A 17,063-nucleotide genomic window follows, 5' to 3' on the forward strand; every position below is an offset into this window, starting at 1 on the left:
GGGCGCCCGCACAACGAAGCGATCCGGCGGTCGGCTCCCCCAAGGAACCGACCACCGGATCGAATACTGGCTACTAATAAATTCTGTCATACATTTGACAAGCTTGTCACACCCCGGGCGCGCGGAGCCATCGGGACCTCTGTAATCTGGGACCCATGGATGAGACTTCAAGCCCGGAGCACGGCACCCGCAAGGTTTTCCTGGACAAGGCGCACCCCGCCGCGTGGCGCGCGCTCAACGGTTTGGGACTGAAGGCCAAGGAAGCCGCGGAGGAGGCCGGGCTGGACCAGACGCTGATCGAACTGCTGAACGTCCGCATCTCGCAGATCAACGGCTGCGCGTTCTGCCTTGACCTGCACGTAAGCGATGCCGTCAAAAACGGTGAGTCAGCCCAGCGCCTGGCGGTACTCCCGGCCTGGCGCGACACCGCCCTTTTCAGCGACAAGGAACGTGCCGCGCTCACCCTGGCCGAGGCGATCACCAACATCTCCGACGCCGAGGCCCGCGAGCGCGAAGGAGGCCGGGCGCGCAAGCACCTGACCGACGTCGAATTCTCCGCCATTAGCTGGCTGGCGATCACGATGAACGCCTTCAACCGCGTCTCGATCGTCAGCCAGCACCCGGTGCGGAACAAGGACCAGGGGAACAGGGACCACGGCAGCAAGGACAAGGAAACCAAGCCCGAGTAACCGGCCCGCGGCCGCCGCAGCCAGCCACAGGAACCGCTGCAGGAACCTCCGGCAGGAACCCGTCCGCCAGCAGTTACGGGATCAGCCGGTCCGCCCGGAGGCTGTCGAACAGGTCCGTGAAGGAGTCCAGGGTCCGGCGGTAGCCGGTGAAGCCCGCGAGGCGGCTCTTGCTCATGTCGGCCAGCACCTCGATGTTGCGGCCCAGGTCGCCGTCGGTGTGCCACCACGAGGAGACGCGGCCAAGGTCCGGCTCGGCCAGTCCGTGCCGGGCGGCCATGTCCGCCCACACCGTTTCCATGCCCCGCATTTGCCCTTCCAGGGGCCGGGGTTCCTTTTCGAACCCGACGGCTTCGACGCCGAAGTAGGCGGCCAGGCGCGGCCACATCCAGCGCCAGCGGAAAACGTCGCCGTTGACAATGTTGTAGGCCTGGTCGCCGGCAGCCTCCGCCGTGGCTGCCCAGATCATGTGATCGGCCAGCAGCCCGCTGTCGGTCATGTCGGTCAGGCTGTTCCACTGCGTCTCGGAACCGGGGAAGACGAACGGCAACCCCAGCTCTTTGCAGATCGACGCCTGCACCGCGAGGGTGAGCCCCATGTTCATGGCGTTGCCCACGGCGTGGCCGATCACCGTGTGGGCGCGGTGGACCGACCAGCTGAACCCCTGGCGCTGCGCTGCGGTCCACAGCTCATCCTCTTGGGCGTAATAGAAGTTGGGAACCGGCAGCCGGGGCTCCTCCTCGTGGAAAGGCGTGTCCGGCATTTCGCCCGCCGCGTAGGCCTCAAACGGGCCAAGATAATGCTTCAGCCCGGTCATCAGCGCAACGTGTTTCACCGGACTGTCCTGCAGCGCGTGGAGCAGGTTGCGCAGCAGCGCGGCGTTGACCTCGATGTTTTCCTGTTCCGTGTCCTGGCGGGACCACGCGGTAAAGAACACGTGCGTCGGGCATTCGCCGGCCAGCGCTGTGGCGAGGCTCTCCGGAGAACTGAGATCCGCGCTGACCGGCCGCGCCCCGGGGCGTGCAACGCCGCCTCGGGACAGCGCCAGCACATCCCAGCCCGTCTCTGCGAGGGAGTTGACAAGGGCTGAGCCGGCGATTCCGCTGGCTCCGACCACCAGGGCGGTCTGTCCGGGGGCGGGGGCTGAGTTTTCGGGCACGGTTTCCTCCTGGTTGCGGGCGGGCCTCTCTCCACCCTAGGCCCGCGGCCCGCACGGCCGTTACCGCAGCGGCACCCGAAGCCCTATGCCGGGTAGACCGACACGGCGGCCGCCTTGACCACGAAGTACACGCCCACCCCCGGCGCGAGACCAAGGTCCGCCGACGCGGCGGGCGTGACGTCCGCGGCCAGTTCCCCGGCCCGGACCCGGATCTGGTCGCCGTGCGGCTCCAGGTCGGTGACCGTGACCGGGAAGGAGTTGCGCGGGCTGCCGTGCGCTTCGGAAAGGAAGACGGAGACGGCCGACGGCGGGAACGCCGCCACGCCGTTCTGGCCGGGAACCGGCGGATCCTCATGCCGGCCGGCAAATTCCTGGCCCGCGGCCGTCCGGATCCCGGCCGGCGTGACGGTGCCCGCGACGAGGTTCAGCCCCGCCAGCCCGGCGGCGAAGCGGCTGCGGGGCCGTTGCAGCACGTCCCGGGTGGGGCCGTCCTCGGTGATCCGGCCGCCCTCCATCACGATCACACGGTCGGCGAGCATATAGGCGTCCAGCACATCGTGCGTGACGATGATGGCGCTCCGGCCCGCCAGGACCCGTTTCAACAGGCGCCGCAGCAGCGGGGCCGCGTGGACGTCGAGGGCGGCCATCGGTTCGTCCAGCAGCAGCAGTTGCGGGTCGGCGGCGAGCGCCCGGGCCACCGCCACCCGCTGCGCCTGCCCGCCGGAGAGCTCTCCGGGGCGCCGGCCGGCAAGGTCCGCCGCGTCGACCTCCGTAAGCCAGTGCCCGGCCGTTTGCCGCGCCAGGGCCCGGCCGGCCCCGGCGCTGCGGGGGCCGAATGCCACGTTGTCGAGTGCGGTCAGGTGCGGGAACAGCAGCGGCTCCTGGGCCAGCAGGACAGTGCCGCGGCGGTGCGGCGCGGTCCAGGCGTTCCGCCCCGGGCCGAGCTCAAAGAGGATGCGCCCGTCCACCGCGGCCCGGCCGGCATCGGGACGGAGCAGGCCGGCCACCACGGAGAGCAGGGTGGACTTCCCGGCCCCGTTCGGTCCGAGCACCGCCACGGTCTCCCCCTCGCCCAGGCTTAACGAGACGTCAAAACCGCGGGCGGCGACGGCGGCGTCGAGCGTGAGCGTCATGACCGCTCCTTCCCGGCGCGGGCAGGGCTTCCCGCACGGCGCCCGGCGGCTGCCGGCCCCCGGTAGCTGAGTCCGACGACGACGACCGCCACCGCGACGAGCAGCAGCGCGAGCGCGACGGCGGCGTCGGCGTCGGTCTCCCGCTGCAGGTAGATTTCCAGCGGCAGGGTGCGGGTGACGCCCTGCAGGCTGCCGGCGAAGGTCAGGGTGGCACCGAATTCGCCGAGGCTGCGGGCGAACGAGAGTACGGCGCCGGAGGCGAGGCCGGGCAGCACCAGGGGCACGGTGACGCGGCGGAGCACCGTGGTGGGCCGCGCGCCGAGGGTCGCCGCCACGGCTTCATACCGGCTGCCGGCGGAGCGCAGTGCCCCTTCCAGGCTCACCACGAGGAAGGGCAGCGCGACGAAGGTCTGCGCGAGCACCACCGCCGTCGTCGAGAACGCGATCTGGATGCCCGCCACCTCAAGGCTCCGGCCCAGCAGGCCCTGCCGTCCGAAGGTATAAAGCAGCGCAATGCCGCCCACCACCGGCGGCAGTACTAGCGGCAGCAGCACGAAAGAACGCAGCAGCCGCTGGCCGCGGAATTGGCCCCGGGCCAGCACCAGGGCCAACGGGACGCCGAGCAACACACAGAGCACGGTGCTCGCCGCCGCCGTGCGCAGGCTGAGTGCCAGGGCGGTGAGCGAGGCCTCCGAGGTGATGAGCGGGACGAACTGCGGCCAGTCGACCCTGGCGACCATGGCGGCGAGCGGCAGCAGGACAAACAGCGCCCCCGCCGCGGCGAGCGCCAGGACCCAGCGCGGAATGCCGCTGTAGTCGTGCCGCATCACGGGCTACCGAAGCCGGCGTCGGCGAGGACTTTACGGCCCCCGGTTCCGGTGACCAGCGAGATGAAGGCTGCCGCGAGCTCCGTGTTTTTGCTGTGTTTGACCGCGGCGATCGGGTATTGGTTGACGGCGGCCGCCGCCTCGGGGAAGGCAATCCCCTTGACCTTGCCTCCGGCGGCCCGGACGTCGGTCACGTAGACGAGCCCTGCGTCGGCCTCGCCCGAGGTGACCTTGCCCAGCACGTCCGTCACTGAGGATTCCTCGCTGACCGGCTTCAGGGTGACGCCGGTCCCGGCCTCGATCGACTTGGCGGCCGCGCCGCACGGAACCTGGGCCGCACATACGACCACTTTGACCCCGGGCCTGGCCAGGTCGGCGAAAGAGCCGATGTCCGCGGGGTTGGCCGGCGGCACGGCGATGGCCAGGACGTTGCTGGCGAAGTTCCGGGGATCGCCTTCCACGACTCCGGCGTCGGCGACTTTGGCCATATTCTGCAGGTCGGCGGAGGCGAACACGTCCGCGGGCGCGCCCTGGCTGAGCTGGGTGGCGAGGTCGGCGGACCCGGCGAAGCTGAGCACGACTGTGGTTCCCGGGTGGCTGGCCTCAAATTCGCGGGCGAGCGCCGTGAAGGGCGCCTTGAGCGAGGCCGCCGCGAACACCGTGAGCTTTTGGCCCGTCCCGGCCGTCCCCGCCGGGGCGGCGCAGCCCGCGGCCCCGGCGGCCAGGGAGACCGCCAGCGACAGGGCGGCGGCTTTCCGGAGCAGGCTCACACCAGGGCCTTTCCGTGCGGGCTCTCGATGATCACCGTGGTGGCTTTGACGACGGCGGTGGCCACGGAGCCCAGCTGCAGGCCGAGTTCACGGACCGCCTCGCTGCTCATCAGCGACACCACCCGGAACGGTCCGCACTGCAGTTCGACCTGGGCCATGACGGTGTCGGCGGTGATGGCGGTGACCAGCCCGACGAAGCGGTTCCGGGCCGAACTCCCGGACCGGGCAGGGTCCTCGGGCAGTTTCGCCTGTTCCCGGGCCATCCGGGCGAGCTCGAGCCCGTCCACGGCGAGCCGCCCCGATTCATCCCTGAGCGGAGTGAGGCTTCCGTTCTCGGTCCAGCGGCGGACGGTGTCGTCGCTGACGCCGAGGAAGCGGGCGGCTTCAGAGACGCGGAAAGTAGGCATAGACACACTGTAACCCGCATTTGCGGATCATGATGCCCATTATCTCCTCATTTCGGGATCCGGGCAGCTGCCGGCCGCCTCGTAGACTGCCTGCATGGCTGTCTACCTTGATCCGCCGCTCTGGCCCGCCCACGGAACGCACTTTTCGCACCTCATCTCGGACAGTTCGCTGGAGGAACTACATGCCTTCGCGCGGGCTGCGGGGATCCCGGAGCGGGCGTTCGACGGCGATCATTACGACGTGGCCGAAGCCCGCTTCGACGCCCTCGTGGCCGCCGGCGCCGTCCCCGTCGAAGGCAGGGTCCTGGTCCGGAAGCTGATCGACAGCGGCCTGCGGATTCCGGCGCGGCGGCGCAACGGGTCGTTGAAACTGCCGCTGCTGACCCGCTGGAACGAGGTCCTCCCGGGCCACGATGCGCTCTTCCTCGACCTGCTGGACCGCTGGGGCGAGGAGCACCGCAAGTACCACGGCCGCACCCACCTGCTCGCCGTGCTGGAGGCCCTGGACCGGCTGACCGCGCCGGTTCCCCCGCTGCGGGCCGTGCTGCTCGCGGCCTGGTTCCACGACGCCGTCTACCGCGGCATCGCCGGGGAAGACGAGGAGGAGTCGGCCCGGCTGGCCGAGGAGCGACTGGAGCACGCCGCGCTGCCCGCAGACGAGGTCGACGAGGTCGCGCGGCTGGTCCGGATGACGGCGGACCACCGGCCGGATCCCGGCGACGAGCCCGCGGCACTGCTCAGCGACGCCGACCTTTCCGTCCTGGGCGGCGAACCTGCGGCTTACGCCCGCTACCTCGCGGCCGTCCGGCAGGACTTCGCGCACATTGGCGACGCCGATTTCGCCGCCGGGCGCGCCGCCGTCGTGCGCCAGCTGCTGGAACTGGACCCGCTCTTCCACACCGTGCGGGGCCGGGAACTGTGGCAGGACACGGCGCGGCGCAATCTGCAGGGCGAACTCGCCTGATCCTGCCCGGGGCCCGCGCACCCGGCGCGCCAGGGCGCAGCGCTGCGGCGGAAGGTGAAGGGCTTTAGGCTGCCCTGCGCAGGTGTTCGGCGAGGCGGTCGAAGGACTCGCGCCAGCCCGTACCGTTGCTGTCCCGGTTTTCGGCCGTGTCGAAGGGGCCCTGGGTGAACGTCATCCGGGTGCCGCCGTCGATCTCCTCCAGCCGGAACGCCACTTCGGTCTCGAAGCCGCGCGTCCCGTCCGTCTTGTCCCAGGCATGCGTGAACAGGAGCACATCGGGCGGTTCGATGTCAGTGTAGACGCCGCTCCACCAGTACTGCTGCCCGGTGGCGTCCTGGATCATGCAGGCGCGGTACAGGCCGCCGATTTCCAAGTCGGCGTCGATGCTCTCCCGCGGAGTGTGGAAGCCGCGCGGTCCCCACCACGCGGGCGCCTGCTCCGGGTCGGTCAGGGCGGACCAGACCGCCTTTATGGGGACCTGGAACTCGCGGGTGATGACCAGCATCAGTTCGTCGTCGTTGGGCACTGCCTCCGGGGCTGATGACTCCGGCATTGCTTCTCCCTCGGCTTCGTGGGGGTGGTGCGCCCGGGCTGGACCTAGCGGTAGCTGCCGGCAAAGGGCCGGTCTGTGGGCACGATCTGCTTGCCCAGCGGCATCAGGGATACCGGGATGAGCTTGAGGTTGGCGATGGCCAGCGGGATGCCGATGATGGTGATGGCCATCGCGAAGGCGGTGACCACGTGGCCGATCGCAATCCAGATGCCGGCCACCAGGAGCCAGATGACGTTGCCCAGCAGGGTGAAGACGCCGTTTCCGCCGGGCTTGTCTACCACCATCCGGCCGAACGGCCACAGGGTGTAGGACGCGATACGGAACGAGGCAAGTCCCCACGGAATGGTGATGACCAGCAGGCAGCAGACGATGCCGGCAAGGAAGTACCCGATCGCCAGCCAGAGGCCGCCGAAAAGCAGCCAGATGATGTTCAGCAGTGTCTTCATGGCTCCATTGTCTCCCGCCCGTCGCCAATCCGGATCAGGGGTCTGCCCTGATCAAGCCCTGGTTCCGGGGCCGGGTGGGTGCATACCCCGGCCCGGCCCCGGAACCAGGCGTCCCTGGGGGTCAGGCAGGCTCGCTATCGGCCTGCTTGACCATGGCCGCTTCGACGCTGATCTTGACCTTGTCGCTGACCAGCAATCCCCCGGCTTCGAGGGCCGCGTTCCAGGTCAGGCCGAATTCCTTGCGGCTGATGTCGGCCTCGGCGCTGAACCCGGCCCGGGTTGCGCCAAAGGGATCCACCGCGACGCCGGTGAACTCGACTTCCAGGTCCACGGGCTTGGTCACGTCGCGGATGGTGAGGTCGCCGGTCAGCACGTAGTCCTCGCCGACGCCCCTGATGGACGTCGCGCGAAAGGTCATCTCCGGGAACTTCTCGACGTCGAAAAAGTCCGGTCCGCGCACGTGGCCGTCGCGGTTGGCGTCTCCGGAGTCGAAGCTGGCGGTCTTGATGGTGGCGTGCAGGCTGGCATCCGCCAACGAATCCCGGACACGTGCCTCCGCCGCGGCCTCGTTAAAGCGGCCGCGGACTTTGCTGATCCCGGCATGTCGAACGCTGAAGCCGATCTCGCTGTGGGACATGTCCAGCGTCCAGACGCCGGGGGTCAATCCTTCAGGCAGGGCCATGGCCGCTTCTCCTTTGAATAGGTGACGGGCGTTCCCGCCGGGATTCGGGAGTCCCTATGAAGCATGCTAACGAGGATGCTATCCCGGCGGTAGGTGCGCCCGCCGGATCAGGAGCGGCGCCGGCTGCGGAGCCGCCGGGTGCCGGTCAGAACCCCTTGGCCGCCCGGACGAAGGCGCGGATTTTCGCCAGGTCCTTGACGCCGCGGAATTGCTCGACGCCGGAGGAGACGTCCACTCCCCAGGCGCCGGCCGCGGCGGCGGCTTCGGCCACATTCTGCGGGTCCAGCCCGCCGGCCAGCAGCCAGTTCCGTCCTTCCAGCCCCAGCGCCCGGACCGAGGCGTAGTCCCAGGCTTCCCCGGAGCCGGGCACCGCGGCGTCGATGAGCAGCAGCTCCTCGCCCCAGTCCGCAAACGCTTCCCGGGCCGCGGACATGGTGACGGCCCGGATGACCTTCAGGCCGGCGTCGTGGACTGTGTGCACATCGCCGGCGGTGCGGTCGCCGTGCAGCTGGACCCATTCCAGCCCGGCCGCGCGGGCCACGGCGACGGCGTCGGCCGCCGCCTCGTGCCGGAAGACCCCCACCGCGGGCAGCCCGGCCGGCACCGCGGAGAGCAGCTCACGGACCCTGGCCGGGGCCACCTCGCGCGGGCTGCGTGTCAGCACGAAACCGAGGGCATCGGCCCCGGCGTCGACCGCGGCCAGCACCGAATCGGTGGTACTGAGGCCGCACACTTTGACGAACATTCCGGCTCCCTCCGCAGTTTTTCGCTGCTCTGACGTTAGCAAGCCCATCCCGGCCACGCTGACGTTACGTCCCGGCGCCCGGCGTCCGGCGCTGGTCCCGGCGTCCGGCGGCTGGCCGCTAGGCTGGGTCGATGGAGATCATCCGCTATGCCGACCTCAAGCCCGCCCCCTGGCGCAACGGCGGCGGGGCGACCCGCGAACTGGCCAGGTTCCCGGTGGCGGCTGCCGGGCAGGGCGCCGCGGCAGACGCCGGAAACTGGGACTGGCGCGTCAGCATCGCCGAGGTCGCGCGGGCCGGAGCGTTCTCCCGCTTTGCTGGGATGGAGCGGGTGCTCACCGTGGTCGACGGCGAGTTGCTGCTGCTCACCGTGGACGGCGCCGAGCATCCCCTGGAGAAATACCGGCCTTTCCGGTTCTCCGGCGATGCGGACGCGGCAGGAGCCCTGCCGACCGGCGACATCCGCGACCTGAACGTCATCACCCGCACGGGCGCCTTCAAGGGCTACACCTCCATCATCGAACTCTCCAAGAAGCGCGCCCACCCGGTCTTTGCCGGCCAGTTCGGCATCCTGCTGCAGGGACAGGCCACCGTCACCGACGGCGGCGCCCCGGGTGCGGGCGGCGGCGGCGCCGGCGACGCCGTGCCCCAGCCGCTCGACCGGTATGACGCCGTCGTCGGCTCGGACACCGGCACGCCGGAAATCCTGGGCCGCGGCTTCCTTGCCGTCGTGTCCATCGACCCGGCGGATCCCGCTAATCCGGCGGATCCCGTCGGGAGCCCCGAAGCTTAGCTTCTCCCCGGCCGACGCCCCTGGACCCCCGCCAGAATCCCCTCGATTGCTCCAAAAGTGCCGTTATGGTCCCTCAAAACGGCCGTTATGGAGCAACCGATGGACCTGGCGGACCCGGGAATGCTCGGCGGGGGTTCGCCCGGGCTGGCCGCCCACCTCGACGCGTTGCTAGGCTGGAATCAAGGCCGCCTGCTTCGCGGCCTCCGGACGACGGTTCAGTACCCGGCACGCGACAAGACTGGCCAAAGGATCTGTCATGTCGTGGTTCATCCTCATATTTTCCGGGGCGCTGGAGGCTGTCTGGGCTGCAGCGTTGCACCGGGCGTCCCGGGCCCGCGGGCGCCGTCGGATTGCGCCGGCCGCGGTCTTCCTGGTCGCCGTCGCTGCTAGTACCGGCGGCCTGGCCGTCGCGATGCAAAGCATTCCCACCGGCACCGCCTACGCCGTCTGGGTGGGCGTCGGCGTCGTCCTGACCGCGGTGTACGCCATGACCACCAAGGCCGAACCCGCCACGACTGGACGCATCCTGCTGCTTGCCGGGATCGCCGCGTGTGTGGCCGGCCTGAAGCTGGTGGCGTGAGCATGGCTGTGAACCTTGGGCAGGGAGCAGTGGCCAGGACGCCCCGCACCACGCTGGCCTGGGTCGTCCTGCTTGCCTCCGCGGTCCTGGAGGCGGTGTGGGCCACGGCCCTCGGACTGTCGGACGGTTTCGCGCGGCCGGGACCCACCGCCGTGTTCGCCGTGGCTGCAACCCTGAGCCTGGCAGGGCTGGGTGTGGCGGTGAAGCGCATTCCGCTGGGTACCGCTTACGCCGTCTGGGTGGGAATCGGCGCCGCACTCACGGTCGGCTGGGCGATGGCGACCGGCGTCGAGCCCGCGAGTCCGCTGAAACTGCTCTTCATTGCCGGGATCGTGGCCTGCGCGGCCGGCCTGAAGCTCCTGCCGCCCTCCCCCTCGGCATCCCGGACGCTCCCGCCCAGTTGATGCCTGCCTCGAGGGGTAATCCGGGGCGACGCGCCGTGGCTCAGGGCTGTCCGCTGGCAGCAACTGGGCGGGAGCGTTGGAATACACCGGAGCGGACACGGGTTGCGGCTAGGAAACAGCGATAGGAGATCAAAGATGTCTTCAGCAACAGTCCAGCTCGGCGACGGACTCAGCGTCAGCCCGCTGGGGTTCGGCGGCATGGCCCTGACCCCCGTCTACGGCGACGTGGATCCGGCCGAGGCCCTGGCCACCCTGCACCACGCCGTGGACGCGGGTGTGAGCTTTATCGACACGGCGGACATCTACGGCGGCGGCAGCAACGAGGAGCTGATCGCCCGGTTGCTCAAGGAACGCCGCGGCGAGGTGCAGCTGGCCACCAAGTTCGGCCTGGTGGGAACACCGTCCACCGGCTACTCGGACATCCGCGGCGACGCCGCCTACGTGAAGCAGGCGGTGGACCGCAGCCTGCAGCGCCTGGGCACCGACACCATCGACCTGTACTACATGCACCGCCGCGACCTCCGCGTTCCGATTGTGGAAACCGTGGAGGCCATGGCGGGGCTGGTGCAGGCCGGGAAGGTGCGGCACCTTGGCCTGTCGGAAGTGACGGCCGAGGAACTGCGGGAGGCCAGCAGCGTCCACCCGATCGCCGCAGTCCAGAGCGAATGGTCCATCTGGAGCCGCGACGTGGAACGCAACGTTGTTCCTGCCGCGGCCGAACTGGGCGTGGGTTTTGTGCCTTACTCGCCGCTGGGCCGGGGATTCCTCACCGGCACGGTTGACGCTTCGAAGCTGGGCAGCAACGACTTCCGCCGCAACATCCCGCGCTTCACCGAAACCGCGCTGGACGCCAACCAGGCTGTGGTCAGCGCGGTCCAGGCGGTGGCCGCGGAGCTCAGCAGTCCCGGACACGCCGCGACGCCGGCCCAGGTGGCGCTGGCCTGGCTGCTCGCCCAAGGCCGCAAGCTGGGGCTACCGGTGGTCCCCATCCCCGGGACCCGCAAGGCGGCCCGGATCGATGAAAACCTCGGCGCCCTGTCGCTCGACCTGACCCCGGCGCAACTGGAGTGGCTCGACGCCGCCGCGGACGCCGTCGTCGGCTCCCGCTCGGCAGACCCCAACTGGGTTTCCCAGGGCCGCGAATAGCCCGTCCTAGACTAAAGCCCATGGACTCGCTTATTCATTCACTTCGTGACATCACCATCCGCCGGATTTCGGTCAGCGAGATGGACAACAACGTGTACCTGCTCACCGCCAAGGCGTCCGGTGCGCAGCTCCTGATCGATGCGGCCGATGATCTGGCCGCCATCCAGGGGCTGCTCGCTGACGCCGCCGCGGATACCGCCGCGACGCCGAAGCTGGCGCTGATTGCCACCACCCACCAGCACTGGGACCACGTCCGTGCGCTGCCGGGCCTGGTGGAAGCCACCGGCGCCAAGACGGCGGCCGGGACGGATGACGCCCCGGAACTGCCGGTGAAGGTCGATGTACTGCTGGACCACGGCGACGTCGGCAACTTCGACGGGTTCGACGTGACGGCAGTGCACCTGCGCGGGCATACCCCGGGGTCGGTGGCCTTGGTCTACCAGGACCCGGAGGGCCCGGCGCATATTTTCTCCGGCGATTCGCTGTTCCCCGGCGGCGTGGGCAACACGCAGCAGGATCCGGAGCGGTTTGCCCAGCTGATCAGCGACGTCAGCGAGCGGCTGTTCGACGTTTACCCGGATGACACCGTGGTGCACCCGGGCCACGGGAAGGCCACCACTCTCGGCGCGGAACGTCCGCACCTGGAAGAGTGGCGCGCCCGCGGCTGGTAAGGCCGGGGCTTTTCGCTGCGCTTTCGGACGGCCGCTACGGGGATCCCCGTAGCGGCCGTCCGTTTGCGTAGCGGAAACTACTTAGGCCAGCGGAACGCCGGAACCTTAGCGGCTGCGGCGTTCGTTCGACGCAGGGGCCGACGCGCGGCGGGGGCCGCCGCTGCGTGCCGGACGGCCTTCGCCGGAGCGGCCGCCGCCTGCGTAGGATCCGCCGGAGGTGCCACCGGTGTTGGAGGACCAGACCGCTGCGGAGCCGCCGGACTTGGCGCCGGCCGCTGCGCGCTGGCCGGTGGCGGGGCGTCCGCCGCGCTGGCCGCCGGTCGAAGCGCCGGTGCGGGCTGCGCCGGTGCGGGGTGCGCCGGTGCGGGGTGCGCCGCTGCGGGGTGCGGAGCCGCCGCGGGAGTCGCGGCCATCAGCTGCACGGCCGTCGGAGCCACGGCCGGCGGAGGCGCGGCCGCCGGCGGCGGGAACATCGTTATGGTGCGCGTAGGCGGTGGTGCGGCCACGGGCGTTGCGGCGCTCGGCGCGCTCGGCGTCGGCCCGGTCCTGGTTCTTTTCGGCGACGCGATCGGCGGCGTTGCGGGCGGCGGCCTGTCCTTCGTAGGCTACGGCGCGGCGCTCGGCGCGCGGCAGATCCGTGCGGGGGGCCTCTGCTCCGACACGTCCGCGGCCGCCACGGCCGCCCCGTCCACCCGCGGTGGGTGCAGCCTGGGTGGTGCGGCGGGCGCGCTTGCGCTCGGCGTTGGCACCGGTGGAGGTGCCGCCGCCCTGCTGCTTGGCCTTGGTGGCCAGCAGTGCGGCGCGGGTGCGCGGGTCGATCTTCTCGGCCATCTCGCCCACCAGCTCGGCGACCAGCGGGGAATTGGCGGTGACGCGTTCGAAGTTGACCTCGACCCCGGCAGCCTTCATCAGCTTCTTGACGTCGGACTGCTGCTCCGGGAGGGTCAGCGTGACTACGGTGCCGTCGGAACCGGCGCGGGCGGTACGGCCCGAGCGGTGCAAGTACGCCTTGTGCTCTGTGGGCGGATCCACGTGGATGACCAGTTCGACGTCGTCGACGTGGACACCGCGGGCAGCGACGTCGGTAGCCACCAGGACGCGGACGTCGCCGGAGGAGAACTCGGCGAGGTTGCGGTCACGGGCGTTCTGCGACAGGTTGCCGTGCAGGTCGACGGCGGGGATGCCGGCGTCGGTCAGGGTCTTGGCAAGCTTGCGGGCGTGGTGCTTGGTGCGCATGAAGAGCACCCGGCGACCGGCGCCGGAGGCGAGCTCGACGATCAGCTGCTTCTTGACCGTCTGGTCGTTGACGACGAGGACGTGGTGCTCCATGGTGGTCACCGCAGCCTGAGATTCGTCCACCGCGTGGGTCAGCGGGTTGGACAGGTAGCGCTGCACGATCTTGTCCACACCGTTGTCCAGGGTGGCGGAGAAGAGCAGGCGCTGGCCCTGGCTGGGGGTCATGTCCATGAGCTTCTTGACCACCGGGAGGAACCCGAGGTCGGCCATGTGGTCAGCCTCGTCCAGGACCGTGATCTCGACGGCCTCAAGGGTCAGGATGCGCTGGCGGATCAGGTCCTCCAGGCGGCCCGGGCAGGCGATGACGATGTCGACGCCGGAGCGCAGCGCCTTTTCCTGGCGGGCCTGGGAGATACCGCCGAAAATGACCGTGGTGGTCAGGCCCATGGCCTTGGCCATCGGCTCGATGGTCGCGTTGATCTGGGTGGCCAGTTCACGGGTCGGTGCCAGGACCAGTCCCATGGGGCGGCCGGGCTTACGGAAGTGCGCGGCTTCCCGCTCGGCGAGCCGTGCAACCAGCGGGATGGCGAAGGCGATGGTCTTGCCGGAGCCGGTGCGGCCGCGGCCCAGGACGTCGCGTCCCGCCAGGGTGTCCGGGAGGGTCTTGACCTGGATGGGGAACGGTTCAACGATCCCCTGGGCGGTGAGGGTGTCGGCGAGGGCCTTGGGCGTGCCGAGGGCAGCAAATGTAGTCATGTGTGTCAAAGGTCTTTCAGGCGGTATCCATGCGGATATCGGCCCCCGGTGCCGGTTGGCCCAGGGGTTCGCCGAAGAAAAGTCAGGTGATCAACCGGGCCGCTTGCAAAATTTTGCAGGCCGTCGGGACCAAATAGAACGCGTTCATCGACGCAGGATGTGCCTCTCACATGAATAAAGCCCACCGCCTGCGTCCGGAGTCCGGGAGGAATCCTGCAGGGGATCCGACTGGTGAGCCGAAGCTGGCCAACCGAATCCAAAGTGGGCATCACTGCACATCAAGTTCCTCCAGTCTAGCATCTGCGTCCGCCCTCTCGTTTCCGGGGCCGCCCGGCTGGCTCGCAGTTGCGTGGAACGGGGCCCTAGGCCGGCCCGGCGCCGGATACCCTCGGGGCCACCGCCACGCCCGCGACGCCGATCGCGGCAGTGAGCGCGAAGACCCCCGCGAACGGCGCGGCGCCGGCGCCCGCCGCCGTCGTGAACGCCGCGAAGACGATCCCCGTGCAGGCCAGCGCCAGGGCGCCGCCGAGCGAGTCGGAGATGGACATGGCGGAGCTGTTGAAGCCCTCGGTGTCCTTGGTGGACAGCGCCAAGGTCATCACGCTCAGCCGCGGGTACATCAGCCCCATCCCGCCGCCGGCGAAGATCCAGCCGGTGATCGCGACTGCAGCCGGCCAGGCCAGGAGCGTGGTCGCGAGCGCCAGGAGGACGGCGCCCAGGACCAGCGCCGAGCCGATCCTGATCGCCCGGCGGTGGTCCAGCCTGGCCCCGAGCCGGCCCTGGACCGCCGAGGCCGCCGCCCAGGCCAGGGCCCCGCCGGTGAGGGTCAGGCCGGCGAAGGTGGGCGAGAAGACGTAGCGCTCCACCAGCAGGTAAGGCAGGTACACCTCCGCACCGAAAAACGCCGCCGACGCGAGGCCCCGGGAGAGGATGACGGCGGGCAGGCCGCGGCGGGCCGTCAGGGTCCCGCGGGGCACCAGGGGTCGCACCGCAACCAGCGCCACGACGACGGCGGCCGCCGCCAGTACCCAGCCGGCCGCCGGCAGCTCCACGGACAGGTTCAGCCCGAGGACCGCGAGCGCTGCGAGGGCGGCCCAGGCCAGCCTCCCGTAGTCCCACGGCTTGCCGGGCGCAACGCCCTCCTCCGCGGACGCTGCGACGGCGGTCCCGGCGGTCCCGCATTCGGCCCCGCCGCCCGCGCCGTCGCTCTCGGCGGCCCCGCCGTCGGCGTCGCCGCCACGCCCGCCGTCCCCGCCGGAGAGTCCGCGCAGGGCCGGCACGATCATCAGCAGCGCCGGCACCACCAGGCCGACCACGCCGAGGAAGACCCAGTGCCAGCCGGCCAGCTGGGCGACCAGCCCGGCGGCGAACGGGCCCACCAGCGACGGAACCACCCAGGCCGCGGCGAAGGCGGCGAAGATCTTGGGATGCAGCACTGGCGGATAGACGCGGGCCACCACCACGTAGAGGGCCACCGTCACTGCGCCGCCGCCGAGTCCCTGCACCAGCCTGCCGGCGAGGAGCACGGCCATGGTCCCCGCCGATCCGGCGATCAGCAGGCCCAGGACGAACAGGGCCACGGATGCATAGAGCGGACCCACCGGACCGCGCCGGTCCGACCAGTTCCCGGCGGCCACCATCCCGATGACACCGGTGGCCAGCGGACCGGCGAACGCCAGGGCATAGAGGCTGGCGCCGTCCAGTTCACGGCTGACCAGCGGCATGATGGTCGTGACGGCCAGCGACTCGAAGGCCGCCAGGAACACGAGGGCCAGGGCGCCCAGGGTCACCAGCAGGTAGTGGCGGTGGAAGATGCCGCCAGTAGCCAGGGCGGGGGCGGCGCCCGGTCCGGACGGGTCGTTTCGAAGCACGTGCCACAGCCTATAAGAAGGGCACTCGGCCTGCGACGGCGGGACGGACCGCCGCCCGCCCGGGCCCGAAGGCTCACCCGGCCGCACCGATGCCTTCGGCCGGAACCACCACGGCGCCGCTCGCCCTGGAGTCCGGGTTCAGCATCCAGCCCACCCGCTTCACGGTGCTCAGCATGACGACGCTTTCCACCAGCTCGATCCCCGGCACCTTCTGCTGCAGGGCCAGTTCGATGTTCATGACGTCCGCCAGGGACTGCAGCCACATGATGATCACGAAGTTGGTGGGCCCCGTGGTGGAGGCACTGAGCCGCACGTTCCGGATCGACTTCAGCTCGGCGGCGGCCTCCTCGTGCCGGCCGGCCGGGACGTTGACGAACCACTGGCAGGTCACCGGGAAGGCCGAAAACCGCTGCGCGACCTCGCAGCGGAAGGACAGGATTCCGCTCGCGAGCACCCGGTTGAGTTGCCGCTGGACCGTGGCCGGATGCCTGCCCAACCCGCGGGCAATCTCCGCCGCCGTCGCCCGTCCGTCCTTGGCCAGGAACGGCAGGAGCGCCAGGTGGCTGGCGGGCAGGTCCTCCCTGGCGGCGGCCGGGACACTACCGGTGGCCTCGGGTCCGGCCATGGCCTTCACGGCGGCCTGCTGTGCGCGGCTGAGCACGTTCAGCCGCCACGATCCGCCGCCTGCATGCAGCCTGGTGCACAACGCGGTCTGGTATTTGAGCAGCCCGTCGATCTCCTTCAGCCGCTGAATCACCTTTGTACTGAAGTCGTCCAGGGAGGACGTGATGACGGTCAGCATGAGGTCCCGGTTACTGGCCGCTTCCTCCACCGTGATGATTTCCGGCATCCCGGCAAGCCGGGCGGTGACCTCCTCGCGCCGGTGCATCTCACAGTCCACCGCGACAAACGCCAGGCACATCTGGTGGGGGTCGCCGATCAGGTGGGCGGTGACCCAGGAAACGCCGGAGGCACGCAGCCGCTCCCAGCGGGCCGCGAGGGTGGTGGCGTGAACGCCCAGCACCTCCGCGGCATCGGCCCAGCTCAGGCGCGGGGCGATCTGCAGGACGTTGATCAAGGCAAGGTCCTCTTCGCTGAGTTCCACCCTCCACCCTTCCGCTCATGCATAAAACCTGCGCAATGAGCTATTTTCTGCATTTTTTCAGCCATTTTCGATCCTGTGAACCAGGTCACTTCAGAATAGACGCAGAAGGTCCCCGACGGACCCGAACCGCC

19 protein-coding genes and 1 riboswitch are annotated in these 17,063 nt (G+C 70.1%); of the genes, 7 read left to right on the forward strand and 12 right to left on the reverse strand.

The window, feature by feature from the left end:
• Positions 1–155: 155 nt before the first annotated feature.
• Complete coding sequence (locus tag ACUYM2_RS16720; RefSeq protein WP_481601080.1) at positions 156–689, forward strand: carboxymuconolactone decarboxylase family protein; 534 nt, start codon at positions 156–158, stop codon at positions 687–689.
• A gap of 73 nt (positions 690–762) precedes the next feature.
• Here the strand turns inward: ACUYM2_RS16720 and ACUYM2_RS16725 are convergent, their stop codons facing one another.
• From ACUYM2_RS16725 to ACUYM2_RS16745, 5 genes are all read right to left on the reverse strand, one after another.
• Complete coding sequence (locus ACUYM2_RS16725; protein WP_481601081.1) at positions 763–1,845, reverse strand: SDR family oxidoreductase; 1,083 nt, start codon at positions 1,843–1,845, stop codon at positions 763–765.
• An 83-nt stretch (positions 1,846–1,928) separates the two neighbouring features.
• On the reverse strand, positions 1,929–2,978 hold the full coding sequence (locus tag ACUYM2_RS16730; protein WP_481601082.1) for a sulfate/molybdate ABC transporter ATP-binding protein: 1,050 nt from the start codon (positions 2,976–2,978) through the stop codon (positions 1,929–1,931).
• Positions 2,975–3,805 carry an ABC transporter permease gene (locus ACUYM2_RS16735; protein ID WP_481601083.1) on the reverse strand — a complete coding sequence of 277 codons (831 nt, stop codon included), beginning with the start codon at positions 3,803–3,805 and terminating at the stop codon, positions 2,975–2,977. Before ACUYM2_RS16735 ends, ACUYM2_RS16730 begins: the two co-directional genes overlap by 4 nt.
• Positions 3,805–4,575, reverse strand: coding sequence for a molybdate ABC transporter substrate-binding protein (gene modA, locus ACUYM2_RS16740; RefSeq protein WP_481601084.1), 771 nt, complete (start codon positions 4,573–4,575; stop codon positions 3,805–3,807). Before modA ends, ACUYM2_RS16735 begins: the two co-directional genes overlap by 1 nt.
• The gene (locus ACUYM2_RS16745; RefSeq protein WP_481601085.1) at positions 4,572–4,982 is read right to left on the reverse strand and encodes a TOBE domain-containing protein; all 411 of its coding nucleotides are present in this window, start codon (positions 4,980–4,982) and stop codon (positions 4,572–4,574) included. Before ACUYM2_RS16745 ends, modA begins: the two co-directional genes overlap by 4 nt.
• 94 nt (positions 4,983–5,076) lie before the next feature.
• Between ACUYM2_RS16745 and ACUYM2_RS16750 the strand changes: the two genes are divergently transcribed.
• Positions 5,077–5,946 (forward strand): DUF4031 domain-containing protein, encoded by an 870-nt coding sequence (locus tag ACUYM2_RS16750; RefSeq protein WP_481601086.1) that lies wholly within the window; start codon positions 5,077–5,079, stop codon positions 5,944–5,946.
• Between the two features lie 64 nt (positions 5,947–6,010).
• Here ACUYM2_RS16750 and ACUYM2_RS16755 read toward each other — a convergent pair whose 3' ends face one another.
• The 4 genes from ACUYM2_RS16755 to ACUYM2_RS16770 form a co-directional block, all read right to left on the reverse strand.
• Entirely contained in the window at positions 6,011–6,499 is a 489-nt protein-coding gene (locus ACUYM2_RS16755; protein ID WP_481601087.1) for an SRPBCC family protein, read from the reverse strand.
• A gap of 44 nt (positions 6,500–6,543) precedes the next feature.
• Positions 6,544–6,945: a YccF domain-containing protein gene (locus tag ACUYM2_RS16760; protein WP_479782276.1), complete on the reverse strand. Its 402-nt coding sequence runs from the start codon at positions 6,943–6,945 to the stop codon at positions 6,544–6,546.
• A gap of 121 nt (positions 6,946–7,066) precedes the next feature.
• On the reverse strand, positions 7,067–7,627 hold the full coding sequence (locus tag ACUYM2_RS16765) for a YceI family protein (RefSeq protein ID WP_481601088.1): 561 nt from the start codon (positions 7,625–7,627) through the stop codon (positions 7,067–7,069).
• Between the two features lie 145 nt (positions 7,628–7,772).
• Complete coding sequence (locus ACUYM2_RS16770) at positions 7,773–8,372, reverse strand: phosphoribosylanthranilate isomerase (RefSeq protein WP_481601089.1); 600 nt, start codon at positions 8,370–8,372, stop codon at positions 7,773–7,775.
• 131 nt (positions 8,373–8,503) lie between these two features.
• On the opposite strand from ACUYM2_RS16770, the gene ACUYM2_RS16775 reads away from it, so the two are divergent.
• From ACUYM2_RS16775 to ACUYM2_RS16795, 5 genes are all read left to right on the forward strand, one after another.
• Positions 8,504–9,163 carry a HutD/Ves family protein gene (locus ACUYM2_RS16775; protein ID WP_481601090.1) on the forward strand — a complete coding sequence of 220 codons (660 nt, stop codon included), beginning with the start codon at positions 8,504–8,506 and terminating at the stop codon, positions 9,161–9,163.
• Positions 9,164–9,342: 179 nt separating this feature from the next.
• Positions 9,343–9,410, forward strand: a riboswitch (guanidine-III (ykkC-III) riboswitch).
• 9 nt (positions 9,411–9,419) lie between these two features.
• The gene (locus ACUYM2_RS16780; RefSeq protein ID WP_481601091.1) at positions 9,420–9,743 is read left to right on the forward strand and encodes a DMT family transporter; all 324 of its coding nucleotides are present in this window, start codon (positions 9,420–9,422) and stop codon (positions 9,741–9,743) included.
• A gap of 2 nt (positions 9,744–9,745) precedes the next feature.
• A complete protein-coding gene (locus tag ACUYM2_RS16785) occupies positions 9,746–10,147 on the forward strand; it encodes a DMT family transporter (protein WP_481601512.1) in 402 nt (133 codons plus the stop codon).
• 135 nt (positions 10,148–10,282) lie between these two features.
• Positions 10,283–11,293: an aldo/keto reductase gene (locus ACUYM2_RS16790; RefSeq protein WP_481601092.1), complete on the forward strand. Its 1,011-nt coding sequence runs from the start codon at positions 10,283–10,285 to the stop codon at positions 11,291–11,293.
• Positions 11,294–11,313: 20 nt separating this feature from the next.
• Positions 11,314–11,964 (forward strand): MBL fold metallo-hydrolase, encoded by a 651-nt coding sequence (locus tag ACUYM2_RS16795; RefSeq protein ID WP_481601093.1) that lies wholly within the window; start codon positions 11,314–11,316, stop codon positions 11,962–11,964.
• Between the two features lie 105 nt (positions 11,965–12,069).
• Here the strand turns inward: ACUYM2_RS16795 and ACUYM2_RS16800 are convergent, their stop codons facing one another.
• The 3 genes from ACUYM2_RS16800 to ACUYM2_RS16810 all read right to left on the reverse strand — a co-directional run bounded on the left by ACUYM2_RS16800 (position 12,070) and on the right by ACUYM2_RS16810 (position 16,932).
• Complete coding sequence (locus tag ACUYM2_RS16800; RefSeq protein ID WP_481601094.1) at positions 12,070–13,956, reverse strand: DEAD/DEAH box helicase; 1,887 nt, start codon at positions 13,954–13,956, stop codon at positions 12,070–12,072.
• A gap of 362 nt (positions 13,957–14,318) precedes the next feature.
• Positions 14,319–15,827: an MFS transporter gene (locus ACUYM2_RS16805; RefSeq protein WP_481601095.1), complete on the reverse strand. Its 1,509-nt coding sequence runs from the start codon at positions 15,825–15,827 to the stop codon at positions 14,319–14,321.
• A 73-nt stretch (positions 15,828–15,900) separates the two neighbouring features.
• Positions 15,901–16,932, reverse strand: a complete 1,032-nt coding sequence (locus ACUYM2_RS16810; protein ID WP_481601096.1) for an Lrp/AsnC family transcriptional regulator — start codon at positions 16,930–16,932, stop codon at positions 15,901–15,903.
• Positions 16,933–17,063: the final 131 nt, after the last annotated feature.

This window comes from Arthrobacter sp. SD1074B, assembly GCF_056780195.1.